The following is an 18,321-nucleotide window of genomic DNA, read 5'->3' on the forward strand; positions in this document are numbered from 1 at the left end:
GGTGGGGCAGCTTACCGGCGGCGATCCCTCGCTGCTGCGAAGGATCAACTCCGCGGTGGTGCTGCACGCGTTGCGGGCCACGGACTGCGCGACGCTCACCGAGATCACCCGGGTCACCGGCCTGTCCCGGCCGACCGTCGAAGGCGTCGTGGAGGGGCTCATCGAGGCGGGGCTCGTGGTCGAGAAGGCGGCCGACGAGGGCACCGCGCGCCGTCAGGGGCGGCCCGCCCGCCGGTTCCGGTTCCGGGCCGAGGCCGGGCATCTGCTGGGTCTGGAGATCGGCCCGCACCGGGTCGCCGCGCTCCTGTCCGACCTGGACGGGCGGGTGCTGGGCACGCAGGCCAAGGAGGTGGCCGAGACGGCCCCGGCGGACGAGCGGCTGGACCGGCTGCGCGGCGCGGTCGCCGAACTGCTGCGCCGGGCCGGGGTGGCTCGCGGCTCGCTGCGGGCGGTGGGCGTGGCCTCACCGGGCATCGTCGAGGCGGACGGGACGGTACGGCTGGGCACGGCGCTGCCGGGGTGGACGGGGCTGCGGCTCGGCGACCGGCTCGGCCGCTCCTTCAAGTGCCCGGTGCTGGTGGAGAACGACGCCAACGCGGCGGCCGTGGCGGAGCACTGGAAGGGCGCGGCGACCGAGACCGACGACCTGGTGTTCGTGCTGGCCGGGCTCAGCCCGGGCGCGGGCGCGCTGATCGGCGGCCGGCTGCACCGGGGGTACGGCGGGGCGGCCGGGGAGATCGGCGCGCTGCACCTGCTGGGCCGGGAGGTGACCCCGGAGACCCTGCTGTCCACCACCGACGAGCCGCTGCACCCGCTGGACGAGCAGGCGGTCGCCGAGGTGTTCGCGCTCGCCCGGGAGGGTGACCGGCGGGCCCGGGCGGCGGTCGAGCGGTTCATCCAGCGGCTGGTGCACGACGTCGCCGCGCTGGTGCTGGCCCTGGATCCCGAACTGGTGGTGATCGGCGGCTGGGCGGCCGGTCTGGACGGTGTGCTCGATCCGCTGCGCCGTGAGCTGGCGCGCTACTGTCTGCGTCCGCCCCGGGTGGCGCTGTCCGCGCTCGGCGGGGCGGCCGTGGCCACGGGTGCGCTGCGGCTGGCCCTCGACCACGTCGAGGCGGAGCTGTTCGCGGTGGAGGGGACGGTCACCGGGCGGCGCTGAGGCCGGTCACGGGAGCCTCGGACGGCCGGGGACGCGGCCGGCGCGGAGCACGCGCGGCCGCGTCCGGGCTGTGGTCCACCGGGGCACCGCCCGTGCCCGGGCGGTGGTCCGCCGGGGCGCGGCCGGTGACGCGTCGGTCAGGAGGCCCGCTGTTCGGGGTCGTGGTGTATCTCCACGTCGGGCGAGTCGCCGAAGGTCAGCCGACAGGTGTCCGCGCGGTAGGTCGCCACGGAGAGCGCGGCGGTGCGGCCCCCGGCGAAGAACCGGGTGGTGACGACGAGGACCGGGGCGCCGGGCAGCCGGTCGAGGTCCTTGGCGTCGTCGGCGCGGGCCGAGCCGAGCTCGACGGCACGGTCCTGGCCCTCGAGCTCCAGGCGCTGCAGCTCGCGGAGCACCGCACGCGCGCGTGCGGCGCCGGACGGGGCGTCGATCGCGGTCAGGTCGGGCACCGCGGCGTCGGGGATGTGGAGCAGTTCGGTGGCGACGCGCTGGCCGTTGGACATCCGGGAGCGGCGCACGACGTGCACGGCCTCCCCGGGGCCGGTCTCAAGGGCGGCGGCCACGGCGGCGGGCGGCGCGGCGCGCTCGCAGTCCACGGGCTGCCAGGCGTCCTCGGCGGACCCCGGCCAGGTGTGCCGCCGGCTGCCGACGGCCACGCCCACGCGCGGGGGCGCGACGGTCGTGCCGACGCCGCGGCGGCGCTGCAGGCGGCCCTCCAGCTCCAGTTGTTCCAGGGCCTGGCGGAGCGTGGCGCGGGCCACGCCGAAGCGGGCGGCCAGATCGCGCTCGTTGGGCAGGATCTCGCCGACCGAGAACTCCGAGTCCAGTGCCTCACTGAGCACGGTCCTGAGATGCCAGTACTTCGGCTCCGGCACCGATTCCAGCTGCGTGGTCCCCACCCTGTCCTCCGCAAGTGCCGTGGTCCGGCGGTTTTTAGCGCCCTTGTTTATTAAAGGTTGTTGCACTTATCAGCGACCATAAGGCGGCCCACACCCTTGGTCAAGACCAATCCTCGATCCCTGGGGCAACACACAGGGTCGGCAGCGCGCAGCGTTCATGAGGCGTTCGCACAGGTGGGCGGGTGTGACATCCCGGCGATGCGCGTAGCGCCGCGGATTCCCCCGGTCGGCGGGTCCGCGGCCGAGGGGAGCGAACAAGGGGCTACCCGTGGGTAGTAATTGCTGACAAGCTGTCTACGGCGTCCGTCAGCAGCCCAGACGAGGAGCACTCCATGTCCGCCACCGCCACCTTCACGGTCCCCACTGTGCACGGCCCCAGGGACGTGACCGTCTCCTACGCGCGCGTGGGACGCGGTGCGCCACTGGTCCTGCTGCACGGCATCGGCCACCACCGGCAGGCCTGGGACCCGGTCGTCGACATCCTCGCCACCGAGCGCGAGGTGATCGCGGTGGACCTGCCGGGCTTCGGCGCCTCCCCCGGCCTGCCCGGCGGCCTGGACTACGACCTGCCCACGACCAACGCCGTGCTCGGCTCCCTGTTCCGGACCCTGGACCTGGACCGCCCGCACGTGGCCGGCAACTCCCTGGGCGGCCTGCTCGCACTGGAACTGGGCCGCGAGAAGCTCGTACGGTCCGTCACCGCCCTGTCCCCCGCCGGGTTCTGGACGCAGGCCGAACGCCGCTACGCCTTCACGGTGCTGCTCGCCATGCGGGGCGTCGCCCAGCGGCTGCCGCTGCCGCTGGTGGAACGCCTGTCCCGCTCCGCCGCCGGGCGCACCGCGCTGACCAGCACCATCTACGGCCGCCCCGGACGCCGTTCGCCCGACGCCGTGGTCGCCGAGACGCTCGCCCTGGCCGGCGCTACCGGTTTCGGCCCGACGCTGCGGGCGGGCACCACCGTCCAGTTCACCGACGACCTGCCGGGCCTGCCGGTCACCGTCGCCTGGGGCACCCAGGACCGGATCCTGGTGCGCCGGCAGGGCGTCCGCGCCAAGACGATCATCCCGCACGCCCGGCTGGTGCGGCTGCCCGGCTGCGGGCACGTCCCGATGAACGACGACCCGGCGCTGGTCGCCCGCGTCATCCTCGACGGCAGCCGCTGACCGGCTGGACGCCCCCGGGGACGGCATGTTGTTCACCTGCGGTTGGCGCGCGCGCCGCGACGAACCAGTAGGTGTGGCTCTGCACACCGGCCGGATCCCGTCCCTGGAGGCACAGCCATGTCCCACCGTCCGCTCCCCGGCCGCCGCGGCGTGCTGCGCGGTTCGCTCGCCGCGTCGGCGGCCCTGACCCTGCCCGTGGGCCTCGGCGCGGCCCCCGCGTTCGCCCGCTCCGGACGCCCCTCGGCCGACTGGGGCGTGCAGACGGGCGACGTGAGCACCGACTCCGGTCTGGTGTGGGTGCGTTCGGACCGGCCGGCCCGCATGATCGTGGAGACCTCGGCCACCGAGTCGTTCCGCCACCCCCGCCGCTGGCAGGGCCCGCTGCTGGACGCCGGCACGGACTTCACCGGCACGACCCGGCTGCACGGCCTGCCCTCCGGCGAGCAGATCCACTACCGGGTGCTGCTCGCCGACCCCGACGACCCGCGCCGCACCGGCGAGCCGGTGACCGGCACCTTCCGCACCGTCTCCCGGAGCCGTCGGGACGGCGTGCGGTTCCTGTGGTCGGGCGACCTGGCCGGGCAGGGCTGGGGCATCAACCCCGACCGCGGCGGCTACCGGATCTACGACGCGATGGCGAAGCTGGACCCCGACTTCTTCCTGTGCAGCGGCGACAACATCTACGCGGACGGCCCCGTCGCCGCCACCCAGGCCCTGCCCGACGGCGGCACCTGGCGGAACGTCACCACCGAGGAGAAGGCCAAGGTCGCCGAGACCCTCGCCGAGTACCGGGGCAACTTCCGCTACAACCTGCTGGACGCCAACCTGAGGCGGTTCAACGCCCAGGTGCCGTCCATCGTGCAGTGGGACGACCACGAGGTGCGCAACAACTGGTACCCGGGCGAGGTGATCGCCTCCTCGGACACCCGGTACACCGAGAAGAGCATCGACGTGCTGGCGGCACGCGCCCGGCGGGCGTTCAGCGAGTACTTCCCCCTCTCCACGCTGCGGCCGGGCGCGCGCGAGGGCCGGGTGTACCGCGTGCTGCGCCAGGGCCCGCTGCTGGACGTGTTCGTGCTGGACATGCGCACCTACCGCAACGCCAACTCGCCCGGCGACCAGACCACGGACCCGCAGGGCATCCTCGGCCGTGAGCAACTGGACTGGCTGAAGCGGGAGCTGGCACGGTCGCGGGCGGTGTGGAAGGTGATCGCCGCGGACATGCCGATCGGCCTGGTGGTGCCCGACACCACGGAGAACCGGCCGAACTTCGAGGCGGTGGCGCAGGGCGACCCGGGTGCCCCGCTGGGCCGTGAGCTGCAGATCGCCGAGCTGCTGCGCTTCGTCAAGCACCGCCGGATCACCGGCACCGTGTGGCTGACGGCGGACGTGCACCACACCTCCGCCCAGCACTACCAGCCCTCGCGGGCGGCGTTCACCGACTTCGAACCGTTCTGGGAGTTCGTCTCGGGCCCGCTGAACGCCGGCGCCTTCCCGGCCAGCGCGCTGGACGGCACCTTCGGCCCGGAGCGGGTGTTCGTGAAGGCGCCGACCGCCTCCAACGTCTCGCCCGCCGGCGGCTACCAGTTCTTCGGCGAGGTCGACATCGACGGGGGCAGCGGCGAGCTGACGGTACGGCTGCGCGAGCAGGACGGCACGGTGCTGTTCACCCGGACGCTGCAGCCGGGCCGGGTCGGCCAGTAGGGCGCCGCCGGGCCGCCGGGTCCCGTACCCTCGTCGTCGTGCCGCGCACCGGCGTCATCCCCCGGAGCGCGGCACGGTCACGAGCGGACGCCAACTCCCGCCCCTGAGCACGTTTTCGCAGGCAGGACCCATTGTCAGTGGCCGCCTCTACGGTTCTTCCCATGACGCGATCACTGCAGACCGTGGCCTATCCGCGACCCTCCGCGCTCGAGTCGGGGGCGGACGGGCGCCGCCTCGGGCTGGAAACGTCCCGGGGCGCGACGCCCGCGGGGGCCGAGGACCATCCCCGGTTCTTCTCGGGCTTCCTGACCTCGCCGCAGATCGGCGCCGCCGCGCTGCTGGCCGTGGCGGACGTGGCCGCGGCGCGCTACCACCAGCCGCAGTGGCGCGCCTCGCTCGACCCGGTGGTGACCGGCAACGGCGACCGGCTGCGCTTCGAGTCCTTCTCGGGCTGCGGCGGTGTCTACGCACGGCTGGACGTCCTCGCCCCGGGCCTGGACGACGGCGAGGTGGGACACGGCACGACGAACGTCGACGTCAACGACCCGCTGCGGGAGGCCCTGTCCCGGATCGGCTCGGACGATCCGCTGCACCTGCGGGTCGGCCCCGAGGAGCTAACGGTCACCACCCTGGACGGTCCCGTGGTGGAGAAGAAGGTCCCGCTGCCCGACCGGTGGCTGCGGGGCTTCGCCGAGGCCCAGGTGATCGCGGCCGGGTTCGACCTGCGGGCGGAGCTGCCCGCCGGCGAGGCGGTGCGCTTCCTGCGCGGGCTGCCCGGAGCGGGTGGGGGACGGCGGGCCGCGGGCGGGCCGCGCTGGGTGGTGCCGGTGGGCCGTGGGCTCCGGCCGACGACCCGGCCGGTGCCGGGCGCCGTGTGCCTGCCGGGCCCGGAGCGGCTGGGCGCGCTGCGGAGGGTGCTGCGGCACGCGACGGCCCTGCGGGTGTACGGACCCGCGGTCGGCGCCGCGGCGGGCACGGCCGGTGCGGCCGCGGCCTGGGAGGTCGTCCTGCCGGGCATGCGGCTCACCCTCACCCTGTCGCCGGACGCCTCGCGCGGATTCTCCGGCGAGGGCGGCGTCCTGGACGCGCTGGCGACCGAGGAGGCCGCGGGGGACGCCGAGCTGATCGCGGTCCTGCTGGCGTGGGAGCCCCGGATCGACGTGGCCGACCTCGCGGCGTCCTCGGGCCTGACACCGGCGCGGGTGCGCGCCGCCCTGGTCCGCCTCGGCACTTCGGGGCGCGTCGGCTACGACACGGCGGAGGCCGCCTACTTCCACCGGGAACTGCCCTACGACGCCGGGCGCGTGGAGAGGCACAACCCCCGGCTGCGCTCGGCCCGGGCGCTGGTGGCGGCCGGCGCCGTGGCCCTGGACGGCGCCCTGGCCACGGTGACGGCCGAGGACGGGCACGCGCACCGGGTGCGCGACGAGGCGGGGGTGCTGAGCTGCAGCTGTCTGTGGTGGGCGAGGTACCGGGGCGGACGGGGTCCGTGCAAACACGCGCTGGCGGTACGGATGGCGCGGCGGGGCGCCGCGGTGGAGCAGGCGCCGGCGGTCATGGGCGGGGGTGTGCGATGAGCGCGCTGACGGAGGCGGTGCGGGCCGGGCGGACGGCGGAGACGCTGCGCGTGGTGCGGGGCCTGACGGACGCCGAACGGCGTGCGTGTCTGCCCGACTTGAGGGCGCTGCGCACGGAGCTGCGCGAGTTCTCGCCGTGGGACCGCCGGTCGGAGCGGGTCCGCCCGGCGCTGCACCTGGCCGGGGCCGCCTGCCACACGGGGGCCGCGGCGGCCGCCGCCTGGCTCGTCGCGCGGGATCTGCGCTGGCAGCAGGCGCCCGTCGACACGCTGCTGAGCGCCCTGGAGAGCCGGGACTCCGGCTGGCTGGCCGACGTCGCGCGGCGGCTGGCGCAGCGGCCGGCATCGGCGGGCGTGCCGTACGAGCTGATGGCCGGGCTGGTGAGCCGGTCGGGCTGCGAGGTGCCGGTGACGGACGCCTATGTGATCGGCTGGGTCGGGCACGTCGGCGGCGGCTGGCGCGGCGGCAACGTCCTCGGACGGCTGCGCCGCGAGCCGGACCTCGCCGCTCTGGTCGCCGGACTGTTCGCGCTCACGGACCTGTCCGAGGTCCGCTGGCTGCTGGGCGACGGACCGGACGGCTGGCCGAGCGCGCTCGCGTCGCTGGCCAGGGAAGGGGTGCTGGACCGCGCGTTCCTCGTGGACGCCTGTGTCGCCCGGCTGCTGCGCGGCGCCGACGGCGCCGACCACCGGATCCTGCTGCCGGTGCTGACCGAGCTGGGGCTCACCCGGGAGGAGGAGCGGGCCCGGACCGCCGACTGGACGGCACTGGCGCGGGACGCGGCCTCCCCCGTCGCCTCCCACGCGCAGACGGTCCTCGGCGCACTGGCGCTGGACGGCGGGCTGACCGCCGGGCAGCTCGCCGAGGCGTCCGAAGGGCTGTTGTTCCGCGGCGAGAAGAAGCTGGTCCGGGCCCAGCTCGTGCTGCTCGGCAAGGTGCTCGTACGTGACCCGGGGAAGGCGGCGGAGCTGCTGCCCGTCGTCGGGCAGGCGTTCGGGCACGAGGACACCCAGCTCCAGGAGCGGGCGCTGAAGCTGGTGGAGCGGCACCTGAAGAAGCTCGACGGGCCCGAGGCGCGCGACGAACTGGCCCGCTGCGCCGACCGGTTGCCGCCGGCGCTGCGGGCCCGGGCGGCGGCCCTGCTGGGCGTCCCGGTGGAGTCCGGGGCGGCGTACGAGGAGGTGCTGCCGCCCGTGCCCGAGCCGGTCCGGCTCGCCCCCGCGCCGGCGACGGCCGAGGAAGTGGCCGAGGAACTGGGCGCACTGCTGGCCTCCGGCGGCGACGTCGCCACGTTCGAGCGGGCCCTGGACGGCCTGGCACGCCACGCCTACCGGGACCCGGACGCGCTGCGCGAGGCCCTCGCGCCGGTGGTCTCACAACGCTGGTGGGCAGCCGCGAACGGGCGGTACGGCGGCGGGCCGGCCGTCGACACCCGCTACGGCCACTGCAACGCCCAGGAAGGCCTCGACCTGCTTCTCGCGGCTCTGCACGGCAGGGTCAGGCCGGCCGATCTCCTCCGCGCCGTGAACGACGGGCCGAGCGAGCAGGGGTGCGCGCACAGCGCTCTCGCCCGGGTCTTCGACGCGCGGCTGCACGCCCTGGCGTACCGCCTGTGCACGGAGCCGCTGCCGCTGCTGCTGGCCACGCCCACCTGGAGCACGGGACTGCTGGACCCCGGTGAGCTGGTGGACCGCCTCACCGAGTACCGGCGCCTGGGCGCGCGGGTGTGCCCGACCGACTTCGGGCAGGCGCTGCTGCGGGTGCGCGCGGACGACGGTGCGGCGGCCCGGGATGCAGCGGTCCGGGCCGAGGCGCTGGGGACCCGGGAGGGCGCCCGGCTCGCCCGCCGGCTGGTCTCCGGCACCGAGTCTCCCGCCGCCCGGGCGGCCCGGTGGCTGCGCACCGGCGCCACCGCCCCCGCGGCGGCCCGCCGGCACAGCAGGGGCCCACGCATCCTGGTGGAGGCGGCCGAAGTGCCCGAGCTGCGGCACGGTTTCCCGCCGGAGTTCCGCGGGCTCGGCCACCCGGCGTCCCCCTACGCCTGGAGCCGGCACTGCCACCACTGGGACGACTCGATACGTCCGCACTGGCTCGCCGTGCTGCCGGAGCATCGCGAGCTGGTGGCCGCGCGGCTGCTGCCCGACCTCGCGGCCACGGCCGTGGACGACGGCCGGGGTGCCGGTGTGCTGCCGCTGCTCGCGGAGGCCGGCGGCGAGGCCGGCGACGCGGTGCGCCTGTGCGTGGCGTACGGACTCGGGGCCCGGCACCAGGAGGACCGGCTGGCCGCCGTGGACGCCCTGCTGGTGCTCGCCGCGCGGGGGCAGCTCGACACGGCCCGGCTGGGCGCGGACCTGGGCGAGCTGTTGGGGAGCGGCGCCGTGAAGCCTCAGCGGCTGGCCGACTCGGCGCGGACGGCCGCGTCGACGGGCGCCGAGGCGACGACCGGGGAGGTGCTGCGGCACGCGCTGCCCGTGCCGCTGGCCGCCCTCGCGGCCGCGCGCCCCGAGGCGGCCGCGGTGGCGGCCCGTGGTCTCGGCGACCTGCTGGCGGTGGCGGCGGAGTGTGCCGAGCGCTCCGGGGCACGCGGTGAGGTCCCGTATCTGGCGGAGACCGCCGCGCGCGGCGGCTCCTCCCGCCTGGTGACCCAGGCGCGGCGGCTGTGGGACGCGCTGGCTTTGGAAACGGCCGCCTGAACCGCCCCTGGTACTGGAAAGCCCAACAAAAGGGACGGAAGCAGCTTTACCCATCGGTCACAAACCGTTCGTGATCACGCAACACCGTTCCTTCACAGTGGCTGCATGACTTCGGACATGTCTCGAGTGACGCGCGCCAAGCACGGCCGGCCGGTGCACCACTGGCGGCGGGACCTCGTCGAACTCGCCGCCCTGTTCACGGCGGTGGCGGTGGCGGACGGGGTGGCCAACCTGATCGGGCACGGCCCCGACGGTCCCGCGCTGCTGGTGATCTCGGCGGTCGTGCTGGCCGCGACGGCGGGCTTCCACACCTGGTGGGCACGGCGCCACGGGCACGCACCGCCGGCCGGGGATACCGGTGCCCGGCCGGCCGCCGAGGTGCGGCCGGCCGGGCCCGCGCAGGACCCCGGCGCGGCGGCGCCCGACGCGGCCGGCGCCAGTGCGCTGTGGCGGATGCGGACCACCGTGCGGGACGAGCCCGGTTCGCTGGCCGCGCTGTGCGCGGCGCTGGCGGGACGGCGGGTCGACATCCTGAGCCTGCAGACGCACCCGCTGGCCGACGGCACCGTGGACGAGTTCCTGCTGCGGGCGCCCGGGGCGCTCACGGCGACCGAGCTCACCCGGGCGGTGTCGCTGGCCGGTGGCGCGTCCACCTGGATCGAGCGGGCCGACGCCCACGACCTGGTGGACGCCCCGGCCCGGGTCCTGGCCCTCGCGACGCGCACCGCGCTGGACACCGCGGAACTGCCGCTGGCCCTGCGGCAGTTGCTGGGCCGGTGCACGATCCGCTCGCTGCCCGCCACGCCGTTCGGCGGGGGCCGGGGGCCGGAGCCGGTCCCGGCGGAAGGGGTGCTGGAGGACACCGTCATGCGGCTGCGGGCGCCGGAGGGCGGCGTGCTCACCGTGGAGCGGGCGTACCTGCCGTTCACCCCGGCCGAGTTCGCGCGGGCCAGGGCGCTGGTGGAGCTGGACAGGCGGCTGGGCCCGCGCATCCCGGACGGCCGTGACGTGCTGACGCTGCCCGAGGGCGCCGACATCACCGTGCGCCGGGTGGACACCGGCGATCTCGCGGCGGCCAGGGAGATGCACGAGCGGTGCTCGCGGCACACCCTCGGCCTGCGCTACCACGGGCCGGCCGGGGACGCCGACCGCTATCTGAACCACCTGCTCAGCCCCCGCTTCGGCCGGACGCTGGCCGCGCAGACCGCCTCCGGGCGCATCGTCGGCCTCGGCCACCTGCTGTGGGACGGCGACGAGACCGAGGTCGCGCTGCTGGTCGAGGACGCCTGGCAGCGGCGCGGCATCGGAGCCGAACTGCTCGGCCGGCTGGTGGCGATGGCGGTGGAGGCGGGGTGCGAGAGCGTGTACGCCGTGACGCAGGCCTCCAACACCGGGATGGTCGCGGCGATGCGCGGCCTCGGACTGCCCCTGGACTACCAGATCGAGGAGGGCACTCTGGTCGTCACGGCCCGTCTGGGCGCCGCCGCCGTCGCCGCCCGGGCGTCCCGCGAGGACCTCGGGGAACGGCTCGGCGGAGCGGGCCGGCGCGACTGAGCGGCGTCCGTGACGGCGGCCCGGCCCCCCGCACCGGGCCGCCGTGGTCGTGTGGAGGCGGGTCAGCCCGCGGTCTCCCGCAGGGGCGCGGCCTCCCGCAGCGGGACCGGCGTCCGGGTCCGCTCCCCCAGCGCCCGGTCCAGGTCCGCCCACAGGTCGTCGACGTCCTCCAGGCCCACCGACATGCGCAGCAGTCGGTCGCTCACCCCGGCGCCGCGCCGGTCGTCGGCGTCGACGATGCGGTGGCTGATGGACGCGGGGTGCTGGATGAGGGTGTCGACGCTGCCCAGGCTGACCGCCGGGGTGATCAGCCCGACGCGGGCGATGACGTCGTGCGGGTCGCCGTGCACCTCGAAGGCGATCATGGCGCCGCCCAGCTTCGGGTAGTGGACGCGGGCCACCCGCGGGTCGGCGGCGAGCCGGCCGGCCAGTTCGGCGGCGCTCGCGGAAGCGGCCCGGACCCGGACCGGCAGCGTGGACAGGCCCCTGAGCAGCAGGTAGCCGGCCAGCGGGTGCAGGACGCCGCCGGTGGCGAAGCGTATCTGCCGCAGCCGTCCGGCGAACTCCTCGTCGCAGGCCACGACACCGGCGAGGACGTCGCCGTGCCCGCCGAGGTACTTGGTGGCGCTGTGCAGCACCAGGCGCGCTCCGTGCTCGGCGGGGCGCTGCAGCACCGGCGTGGCGAAGGTGTTGTCGGCCAGCAGCGGGACGGAGCCGCAGGAGTGGGCGACGGCCCGCAGGTCGACCTCGGCGAGGGTCGGGTTGGCGGGTGTCTCGACCATCACCAGACCGGTGTCGGGGCGCAGCGCGTCGGCGATGCCGGCCGGGTCGGTCCAGGTGACCTCGGTGCCCAGCAGCCCGGCGGTCAGCAGGTGGTCGCTGCACCCGTACAGCGGGCGCACCGCGACCACATGGCGCAGGCCCATGGCGGACCGCGCCAGCAGGACCGCGCTGAGCGCGGCCATGCCGCTGGCGAAGGCGACGGCGGACTCGGTGCCCTCCAGCCGGGCGAGCGCGGTCTCGAAGCGGACCACGGTCGGGTTGCCGAGGCGGCCGTAGATCGGCGGGCCCTCGGGGTCGGCGCCGTCGGTGGCGAAGGCGTCGATGCGGGCGGCCTCGCCGCGGCTGTCGAAGGAGGGGTAGGTGGTGGACAGGTCGATCGGCGGGGCGTGCAGCCCCTGGCGGGCGAGATCGTCGCGGCCGGCGTGCACGGCCTCGGTGGCCAGTGCTCTCGATGCGGTGCGTACGGCGTCGTAGGCACCCGTGCTCGCTGTGTCCATGGGCGAAGGGTGAACACCGAACGGGTCCGGGCGACCGGACGCCGTGCTACGTTCGGCGCATGGCCGAATCTGTCGTACTGGATCCGGTGGATCTCCATCTGCTGCGGCTGCTGCAGAACGACGCCCGGACCACCTACCGCGATCTCGCCGCCCAGGTGGGCGTGGCGCCGTCGACGTGTCTGGACCGGGTGACCCGGCTGCGCCGCGCGGGCGTGATCCTCGGCCACCAGCTCCGGCTGGACCCCGCCAAGCTGGGGCGCGGTCTGGAGGCGCTGCTGTCGGTGCAGGTCAGGCCGCATCGCCGGGAGCTGGTGGGGCCGTTCGTGGAGCGGATCCGCGCGCTGCCGGAGTCGCGGACGGTGTTCCACCTGACCGGTCCCGACGACTACCTGGTGCACGTGGCCGTGGCGGACATGGCCGATCTGCAGCGGCTGGTGCTGGACGGGTTCACCGCGCGCCCGGAGGTGGCCCGGGTGGAGACCCGGCTGATCTTCCAGCAGTGGGACTGCGGGCCGCTTCTGCCCCCGGCTGAATCCGCGATCCACGGGTGACGCGGGCACGGTCCGCGTATGAGGATGGGCGCCATGTCCGAAACCCAGATCCCGCTGCCCCGTCAGGTCGCCGACGCGTACGTGGACGACCTCATCGCCCTCGACCCGGTCACCGGAACCTACCTCGGTGTGCAGGAGAGTTCGACCAGGCTGCCCGACTACTCCCCGGCCGGCCAGGAGGCCCTGGCGGAGCTGATGCGGACGACCCTGGCGCGGCTCGACGAGGCCGAGCGGCAGCCCGGCGCGGACAGTGACGCGGAGCGTCGCTGCGGCCGGCTGCTGCGGGAGCGGCTGACCGCGGAGCTGGCCGTGCACGAGGCCGGCGAACACCTGCGCGCGGTCGGCAACATGAGCACCCCGGGCCACTCGGTGCGGGACGTGTTCACCGTGATGCCGACGGGGACCGAGGAGGACTGGTCGGCGATCGCGGAGCGGCTGCGCGCGGTGCCGGCCGCCGTCGCGGGCTACCGGGCGTCCCTGGAACTGGGCCTGGAGCGCAAGCTGTACGCGGCGCCCCGGCCGACGGCCACGTACATCGGCCAGCTCGGCGAGTGGACGGACACCGACGGCAAGGGCCGCGGCTGGTACGAGGACTTCGCCGCCGCCGGTCCGGACGCGCTGAGCGCGGAACTGGACGAGGCGGCCCGCACCGCGACGGCCGCGCTGGCCGGACTGCGGGACTGGATGCGGGAGGTGTACGCGCCGGCCGTCGAGGGCGCGCCGAACACGGTGGGCCGGGAGCGCTACGCCCGCTGGGCCCGCTACTTCAACGGCACCGACCTGGACCTGGACGAGGCGTACGCGTACGGCTGGGCGGAGTTCCACCGCATCCTCGCCGAGATGGAGCGGGAGGCGGAGAAGATCCTGCCGGGCGCCGCGACGCCGTGGGTGGCGCTCGCGCACCTGGACGAGCACGGCCGGCACATCGAGGGCGTCGACGAGGTCCGCGATTGGCTGCAGGGCCTGATGGACCGGGCCATCGCGGACCTGGACGGCACGCACTTCGAACTCGCCGAGCGGGTACGGAAGGTGGAGTCGCACATCGCCCCGCCGGGCGGTGCCGCCGCCCCGTACTACACCGCGCCGTCGGAGGACTTCTCGCGTCCGGGCCGGACCTGGCTGCCGACCATGGGGCTGACCCGGTTCCCGGTGTACGACCTGGTGTCCACCTGGTACCACGAGGGCGTGCCCGGTCACCATCTGCAGCTCGCGCAGTGGGCGCACGTGGCGAAGGACCTCTCCCGCTACCAGGCCACGGTCGGCGGCGTCAGCGCCAACGCGGAGGGCTGGGCGCTGTACGCGGAGCGGCTGATGGACGAACTGGGCTACCTGACGGACCCGGAGGAGCGGCTCGGTTACCTGGACGCGCAGATGATGCGCGCGGCCCGGGTGATCGTCGACATCGGCATGCACCTGGAGCTCGAGATCCCGGCGGACTCTCCGTTCCACCCCGGTGAGCGCTGGACGCCGGAGCTGGCGCAGGAGTTCTTCGGCTCCCACAGCAGCCGTCCGGCGGACTTCGTGGAGAGCGAGCTGACCCGGTACCTGACGATCCCGGGCCAGGCGATCGGCTACAAGCTCGGCGAGCGTGCCTGGCTGCTGGGCCGTGAGAACGCCCGCGCCCGGCACGGCGACGCCTTCGACCTGAAGGCCTGGCACATGGCCGCCCTCTCGCAGGGCTCGCTGGGCCTGGACGACCTGCTGGACGAACTCTCCCGCCTCTGACCCGCGCCCCGCTCCCGCCCGGCGTCGCCGCCGTGGGTCCGGTCCGCGCCGGACCGGACCCACGGGGGGCACCACGTCCGGAGACCCGGCGGGGGCACCACGTCCCGAGGCCCTGCGGAGGTGCGTCCGCCCCCGGTGGCGGGCGGGCAGGTCGCGCCCCCGCACCATCAGGGACGTACGCGCGTGTCCTCCGGCTCGGGTGCGCGGCCGTGCGCCGTGCCGCCGGTCAGGAGCACCGGGCTGAAGCGCGGCTGCCGCTCGCGGTAGGCGCGGGCGAGGTGGTGCTGCAGCCGTATGTGGCGGAACTGGTAGACGGCGCCGGTCTGCCGCAGGACGCCACGCCGGTAGGCGTCGTCGAGGAAGGCGACCGTGCGCCAGGGCAGGCGCCCGGTCAGCGGCAGCCAGCCCCGGGCGACGACCAGCCAGTTACCCCAGGCCGTGAAGGACAGCAGGTAGGCCGTCGCTCCCCCGAGACCACCGATCGCCCCGGTCAGGCAGGCGTCGGCCGGCGACCACTTCAGCGGCCCCAGCGCGTCGCCCAGCGTGCGGACGACCAGGAAACCGTTGCCCGCGACGAGGACCGCCAGGGCGGGCCCCTGCACGGCGAACTGCCGCAGCACCGTCGCCCGGTTCGCGTGCAGCAGCCGCACCGGTGTGGCCGCGGCCGCCACGTCGAAGGGTGTCTCCAGGAACAGGGTGCACCAGAACACGACGCCGGCGGCCGCGCCGATGATCACCCCGAAGCAGAGCATGTTGGTGAGTGTCGCCCGGACCACCGGGCCGTCGGTCAGCGAGACGCCGTCGTAGAGGGCGTGCTGGACGCCGGCGGCGCAGGCCCAGCCGACACCCATCACGGTGCCGCCCAGCACACCCGCGAACCGGATCGTGGACGTACGTCCCGGTCCGCGTCCCACGCCGCCGCGCACCCGTCTCAGTCCCAGCCGCACCCGCGACGGCTCGAACACCCCGGCGCCGAGCGCGACCATGGCGCTGTGGACCGAGCCGAAGGCCACAGCCGCCGCCAGACCGAGCAGCAGCCCCTGGATCAGGGCCTCCCCGGCTCCGACGGACGTGCACGTCATGTCGACCACCCAGTCCACGAGGCCGACGCACAGCCCGGAGGCGAGCGCGAGCACCGTGATGCGGGTCGAGCGCCGCAGCGAGACGCCGACGTGCCACCAGGCGAGGTCCTGCCGGTCGCGGTCGAGCAGCGACAGATGGTGGGCGAGGTGGCCGAGCCAGTGCTGGACGCGGGCGGCCTCCCAGCCCTCGTGCCCGCGGCCGCCGCCGGCGGACGGCTCGTCGGGCAGGTCCCGGTAGACCGCGGGCACGAACCCGGCCAGCAGGTGTTCCTCCAGGTCGCGTTCGGTGGGGAACAGGGCGCCGTCCAGGAGTTCCGCCGGATCCGCCTGTCCCGTGCCCCCGTACAGGGTTCGCGCGAGGCTCACCATCAGCGGGGTGCTCAGCACCCGGGCCAGGGGTTCGGCCGACGGGGTTCCCGCCGCGCGCAGCCTCGCCAGCACGCCCTCCCAGCCCTCTCGTGCCGGGTCGCCCCGCCCGGCGGCGGTCCGGTCGGTGCGCGGCAGGTATCCGGCGAGGTCCTCCAGGGTCAGGTCGGTGAGTTCGATCCCGGCGGCCCAGACGAGGGGTGCGCCCGCCGCGGCGACCGCGTCCGCGTACTCCGCGCGGCGGCTGGTCACGACGAGCGGCCACGAGGTGCCGTTGAGAACGTCGAGTGCCTTGCCGCGCAGGCCTTCCGCGATCTCGTCGAAGCCGTCCAGCACCGGCAGGACGAGGTCGGCGTCCACCAGGGCGGCGGCCAGCGTGGCTCCGCTGGGGACCCGGCGCGCCAGATGCGGGTGGTCCCGCAGCAGCCGCCCGACCAGCCAGTCCCGTAGCGGCGTGGTGGCCGGGTCCCACGAGCCGACGCTGAAGATCACCGGGACCGGGTCCGGGACGGCCCACTCGTCGAGGACGTCCAGGAGGAACCGGATCGTCAGCACGGACTTCCCCGAGCCGCCCCGGCCCAGGACGAGCAGCCGCCGGGACGGCACCTTGCGGTACACGTCCGCGACACGGTGCAGATCACCGCACAGGTCCACCCTGGACGCCACGGCCCCCGGCCCGAGCCGCTGGACGTTCTCCCAGTGGTCCGTCAGCTCCGCGGGCGCGTCCTGCCAGCGCACCGGGAGCGGGAAGGGGTCGTGGACCCTGCGCTGCTCCTCCTCGCGCCGCCAGCGGTGCCTCACCTCCCGGGCCAGTTCGGCCGCCGCGGTGGCCAGGGTGCGCTGGATCGCCGACGGTTCGGGGCGCCGCGGCGGGGGCGTCTCCTCGGCGGTCTCCGCGCCGCGCAGGAGGGCGGTGAGCCGCCGGCGGTCCTCGGCGTCGGCGCCGAGCGCGTCCGCGAGCAGGCTGACGGTGCCGAGCCGGTGATCGGCCGCCCGGCCGGTCTCGAGTCTGCGGATGGTGCGCACGCTCACCCCGGAGAGCTCCGCGAGACGTTCCTGCGTGAGCCCCGCGCGGGTGCGCATCCGGCGCAGCAAGGGTCCGAGCCGATCGTCCACTGCCGCACTCCCGGGTCACGGTCACGAAGGGGCCGGTGGAGCCTACCCCTGGCGACCGGCCACCAATGGCCGGTGCCGTGGCCTGTCGCGTGAACAGCCGAAACCGCACGGTGGACGGCGAAATCCAGCAGGGAGAGGAGGCCGCCGTGGCATACCGCTTCTGGTGCGGCGAGTGCGGCTACAAGTCCGACTGGGGCAGCGAGTCCCAGGGCGAGAGACAGCAGATCGAGCACTACGCGGCACGTCATCCGGGAACGCCGCCCGGCGGCCAGGTGGAGGTCAACCGCAAGGACCCGGAGGGCGGCGCCTGCCTCCCGGTCGTCCTGGTGGCGATCGTGCTGCTGATCCTCCTGGCCTCGTGCCGCCACTGACGCCCTGACCCGTGCACACCGCCGGTCCGTCGCGACGGCCGCGGCGGCCGGCCGGGAGAACACGGAGAACATGATGAAGACGAACGGACCGGCCCGGCGACGGGTCCTGCGTACGGCCGCAGGCCTCACCGCGGCCGTCGCCCTCGGCGGCACGGGTGCCGTCGCCACGGCGTCCCGAGCGGCCGCGGCCGACGCGCCGGGCGACGGGTTCGGCCTGCGCGTCGTCGAACGCGACGAGAGCGATCCCCGTCTGCGCCGCTACCGTTTCCGGACCGGCGCCATCGGCTGGGACCCCGGTGTCCACGTCCTCCTCCCGGACGACTACGACACCGCCGGCCGCAGCTACCCGGTCGTGTACCTCTTCCACGGGGGCGGCAGCAAGGCCGACTTCACCTGGTTCGACACCGTCGGCATCCGGGAGCTGACGGCCGGTCTGCCGCTCATCGTGGTGATGCCGGACGGGGGGCACGCGGGCTGGTACTGCGACCCGGTCAGCTCGAACGCCGGGCGCCGCGACTGGGAGACCTTCCACATCGCCCAGTTGCTCCCCTGGATCGACGCCGGCTTCCGCACCCACGCCGAGTGCGACGGCCGTGCCGTCTGCGGCTTCTCCATGGGAGGCTTCGGCGCGCTGAAGTACGCCGCCGGGCACGGCGAGCTGTTCGCCTCGGTCAGTTCGCACTCCGGCCCGGCGAGCCTGCGCCGTGACTTCGGCCTGGTCACCCACTGGGCCAACGTCTCCTCCGCGGTCAGCGACCTGGCGGGCGGCACCGTGTACGGGGCGCCGCTGTGGAACGAGTCCAGGGTCAGCGCCGACAACCCGGTGGAGCGGGTGGAGCGGTACAGCGGCAAGCGGATCTTCCTGGCCGCCGGTACCGGGGGTCAGCCGGTCGACTGGTTCAACCAGGTCAGCGAGGCCCAGGTGCTGGCCGGACAGCGCGAGTTCCGCGGGCTTCTCGACGCCGCGGGCATCGCGCACGAGGCCCACGAGGAGCCCGGCGGTCACGTCCTGCGCGCACCGCTGCTCCGACGTGACCTCGAGGGCATCGTCGACCGGCTCCGCCGGGCCGGCTGACGGTTC

General features: G+C 75.2%; 13 protein-coding genes. 10 read left to right on the plus strand and 3 right to left on the minus strand.

From position 1 onward, the window contains the following. Position 1 precedes the first annotated feature (1 nt). Positions 2-1,159 carry an ROK family transcriptional regulator gene (locus tag TNCT1_RS06465; protein WP_143629198.1) on the plus strand — a complete coding sequence of 386 codons (1,158 nt, stop codon included), beginning with the start codon at positions 2-4 and terminating at the stop codon, positions 1,157-1,159. A 137-nt stretch (positions 1,160-1,296) separates the two neighbouring features. Here the strand turns inward: TNCT1_RS06465 and TNCT1_RS06470 are convergent, their stop codons facing one another. Continuing rightward, on the minus strand, positions 1,297-2,058 hold the full coding sequence (locus TNCT1_RS06470; protein WP_143629200.1) for a GntR family transcriptional regulator: 762 nt from the start codon (positions 2,056-2,058) through the stop codon (positions 1,297-1,299). A 332-nt stretch (positions 2,059-2,390) separates the two neighbouring features. Between TNCT1_RS06470 and TNCT1_RS06475 the strand changes: the two genes are divergently transcribed. The 5 genes from TNCT1_RS06475 (at position 2,391) to TNCT1_RS06495 (ending at position 10,749) form a co-directional block, all read left to right on the plus strand. Continuing rightward, on the plus strand, positions 2,391-3,221 hold the full coding sequence (locus TNCT1_RS06475; RefSeq protein WP_143629202.1) for an alpha/beta fold hydrolase: 831 nt from the start codon (positions 2,391-2,393) through the stop codon (positions 3,219-3,221). A 117-nt stretch (positions 3,222-3,338) separates the two neighbouring features. After that, positions 3,339-4,925, plus strand: a complete 1,587-nt coding sequence (locus TNCT1_RS06480) for an alkaline phosphatase (protein ID WP_143629204.1) — start codon at positions 3,339-3,341, stop codon at positions 4,923-4,925. Positions 4,926-5,086: 161 nt separating this feature from the next. After that, a complete protein-coding gene (locus TNCT1_RS06485) occupies positions 5,087-6,502 on the plus strand; it encodes an SWIM zinc finger family protein (RefSeq protein ID WP_143629206.1) in 1,416 nt (471 codons plus the stop codon). Beyond that, positions 6,499-9,195, plus strand: coding sequence for a DUF6493 family protein (locus TNCT1_RS06490; protein ID WP_143629207.1), 2,697 nt, complete (start codon positions 6,499-6,501; stop codon positions 9,193-9,195). Before TNCT1_RS06485 ends, TNCT1_RS06490 begins: the two co-directional genes overlap by 4 nt. Positions 9,196-9,312: 117 nt before the next feature. Then, positions 9,313-10,749 carry a GNAT family N-acetyltransferase gene (locus TNCT1_RS06495; RefSeq protein WP_235902377.1) on the plus strand — a complete coding sequence of 479 codons (1,437 nt, stop codon included), beginning with the start codon at positions 9,313-9,315 and terminating at the stop codon, positions 10,747-10,749. Between the two features lie 62 nt (positions 10,750-10,811). Here the strand turns inward: TNCT1_RS06495 and TNCT1_RS06500 are convergent, their stop codons facing one another. Continuing rightward, entirely contained in the window at positions 10,812-12,029 is a 1,218-nt protein-coding gene (locus TNCT1_RS06500; RefSeq protein ID WP_143629209.1) for a PLP-dependent aspartate aminotransferase family protein, read from the minus strand. 59 nt (positions 12,030-12,088) lie between these two features. Here TNCT1_RS06500 and TNCT1_RS06505 point away from each other — a divergent pair, with 59 nt between their 5' ends. Next, a complete protein-coding gene (locus tag TNCT1_RS06505) occupies positions 12,089-12,580 on the plus strand; it encodes an Lrp/AsnC family transcriptional regulator (protein ID WP_143629211.1) in 492 nt (163 codons plus the stop codon). 33 nt (positions 12,581-12,613) lie between these two features. Beyond that, positions 12,614-14,305: a DUF885 domain-containing protein gene (locus TNCT1_RS06510; RefSeq protein WP_143629213.1), complete on the plus strand. Its 1,692-nt coding sequence runs from the start codon at positions 12,614-12,616 to the stop codon at positions 14,303-14,305. 167 nt (positions 14,306-14,472) lie between these two features. Here TNCT1_RS06510 and TNCT1_RS06515 read toward each other — a convergent pair whose 3' ends face one another. Continuing rightward, positions 14,473-16,869, minus strand: coding sequence for a helix-turn-helix transcriptional regulator (locus TNCT1_RS06515; protein ID WP_143629215.1), 2,397 nt, complete (start codon positions 16,867-16,869; stop codon positions 14,473-14,475). A 146-nt stretch (positions 16,870-17,015) separates the two neighbouring features. Here TNCT1_RS06515 and TNCT1_RS06520 point away from each other — a divergent pair, with 146 nt between their 5' ends. Both TNCT1_RS06520 and TNCT1_RS06525 read left to right on the plus strand, forming a co-directional pair. Beyond that, positions 17,016-17,240 carry a hypothetical protein gene (locus TNCT1_RS06520; protein WP_143629217.1) on the plus strand — a complete coding sequence of 75 codons (225 nt, stop codon included), beginning with the start codon at positions 17,016-17,018 and terminating at the stop codon, positions 17,238-17,240. A 73-nt stretch (positions 17,241-17,313) separates the two neighbouring features. Next, the gene (locus tag TNCT1_RS06525) at positions 17,314-18,315 is read left to right on the plus strand and encodes an alpha/beta hydrolase family protein (protein WP_174266174.1); all 1,002 of its coding nucleotides are present in this window, start codon (positions 17,314-17,316) and stop codon (positions 18,313-18,315) included. Positions 18,316-18,321 lie beyond the last annotated feature (6 nt).

The sequence above is a fragment of the Streptomyces sp. 1-11 genome, from assembly GCF_007176755.1.
In the GTDB taxonomy this organism is placed as follows: Bacteria; Actinomycetota; Actinomycetes; order Streptomycetales; family Streptomycetaceae; genus Streptomyces.

Bases quoted from the DNA above. Each gene is read 5' to 3' on its own strand.
- TNCT1_RS06525 (WP_174266174.1), top strand. From the start codon at position 17,314: ATGAAGACGAACGGACCGGCCCGGCGACGGGTCCTGCGTACGGCCGCA.
- TNCT1_RS06505 (WP_143629211.1), top strand. From the start codon at position 12,089: ATGGCCGAATCTGTCGTACTGGATCCGGTGGATCTCCATCTGCTGCGG.
- TNCT1_RS06510 (WP_143629213.1), top strand. From the start codon at position 12,614: ATGTCCGAAACCCAGATCCCGCTGCCCCGTCAGGTCGCCGACGCGTAC.
- TNCT1_RS06485 (WP_143629206.1), top strand. From the start codon at position 5,087: ATGACGCGATCACTGCAGACCGTGGCCTATCCGCGACCCTCCGCGCTC.
- TNCT1_RS06490 (WP_143629207.1), top strand. From the start codon at position 6,499: ATGAGCGCGCTGACGGAGGCGGTGCGGGCCGGGCGGACGGCGGAGACG.
- TNCT1_RS06480 (WP_143629204.1), top strand. From the start codon at position 3,339: ATGTCCCACCGTCCGCTCCCCGGCCGCCGCGGCGTGCTGCGCGGTTCG.
- TNCT1_RS06475 (WP_143629202.1), top strand. From the start codon at position 2,391: ATGTCCGCCACCGCCACCTTCACGGTCCCCACTGTGCACGGCCCCAGG.
- TNCT1_RS06495 (WP_235902377.1), top strand. From the start codon at position 9,313: ATGTCTCGAGTGACGCGCGCCAAGCACGGCCGGCCGGTGCACCACTGG.
- TNCT1_RS06500 (WP_143629209.1), bottom strand. From the start codon at position 12,029: ATGGACACAGCGAGCACGGGTGCCTACGACGCCGTACGCACCGCATCG.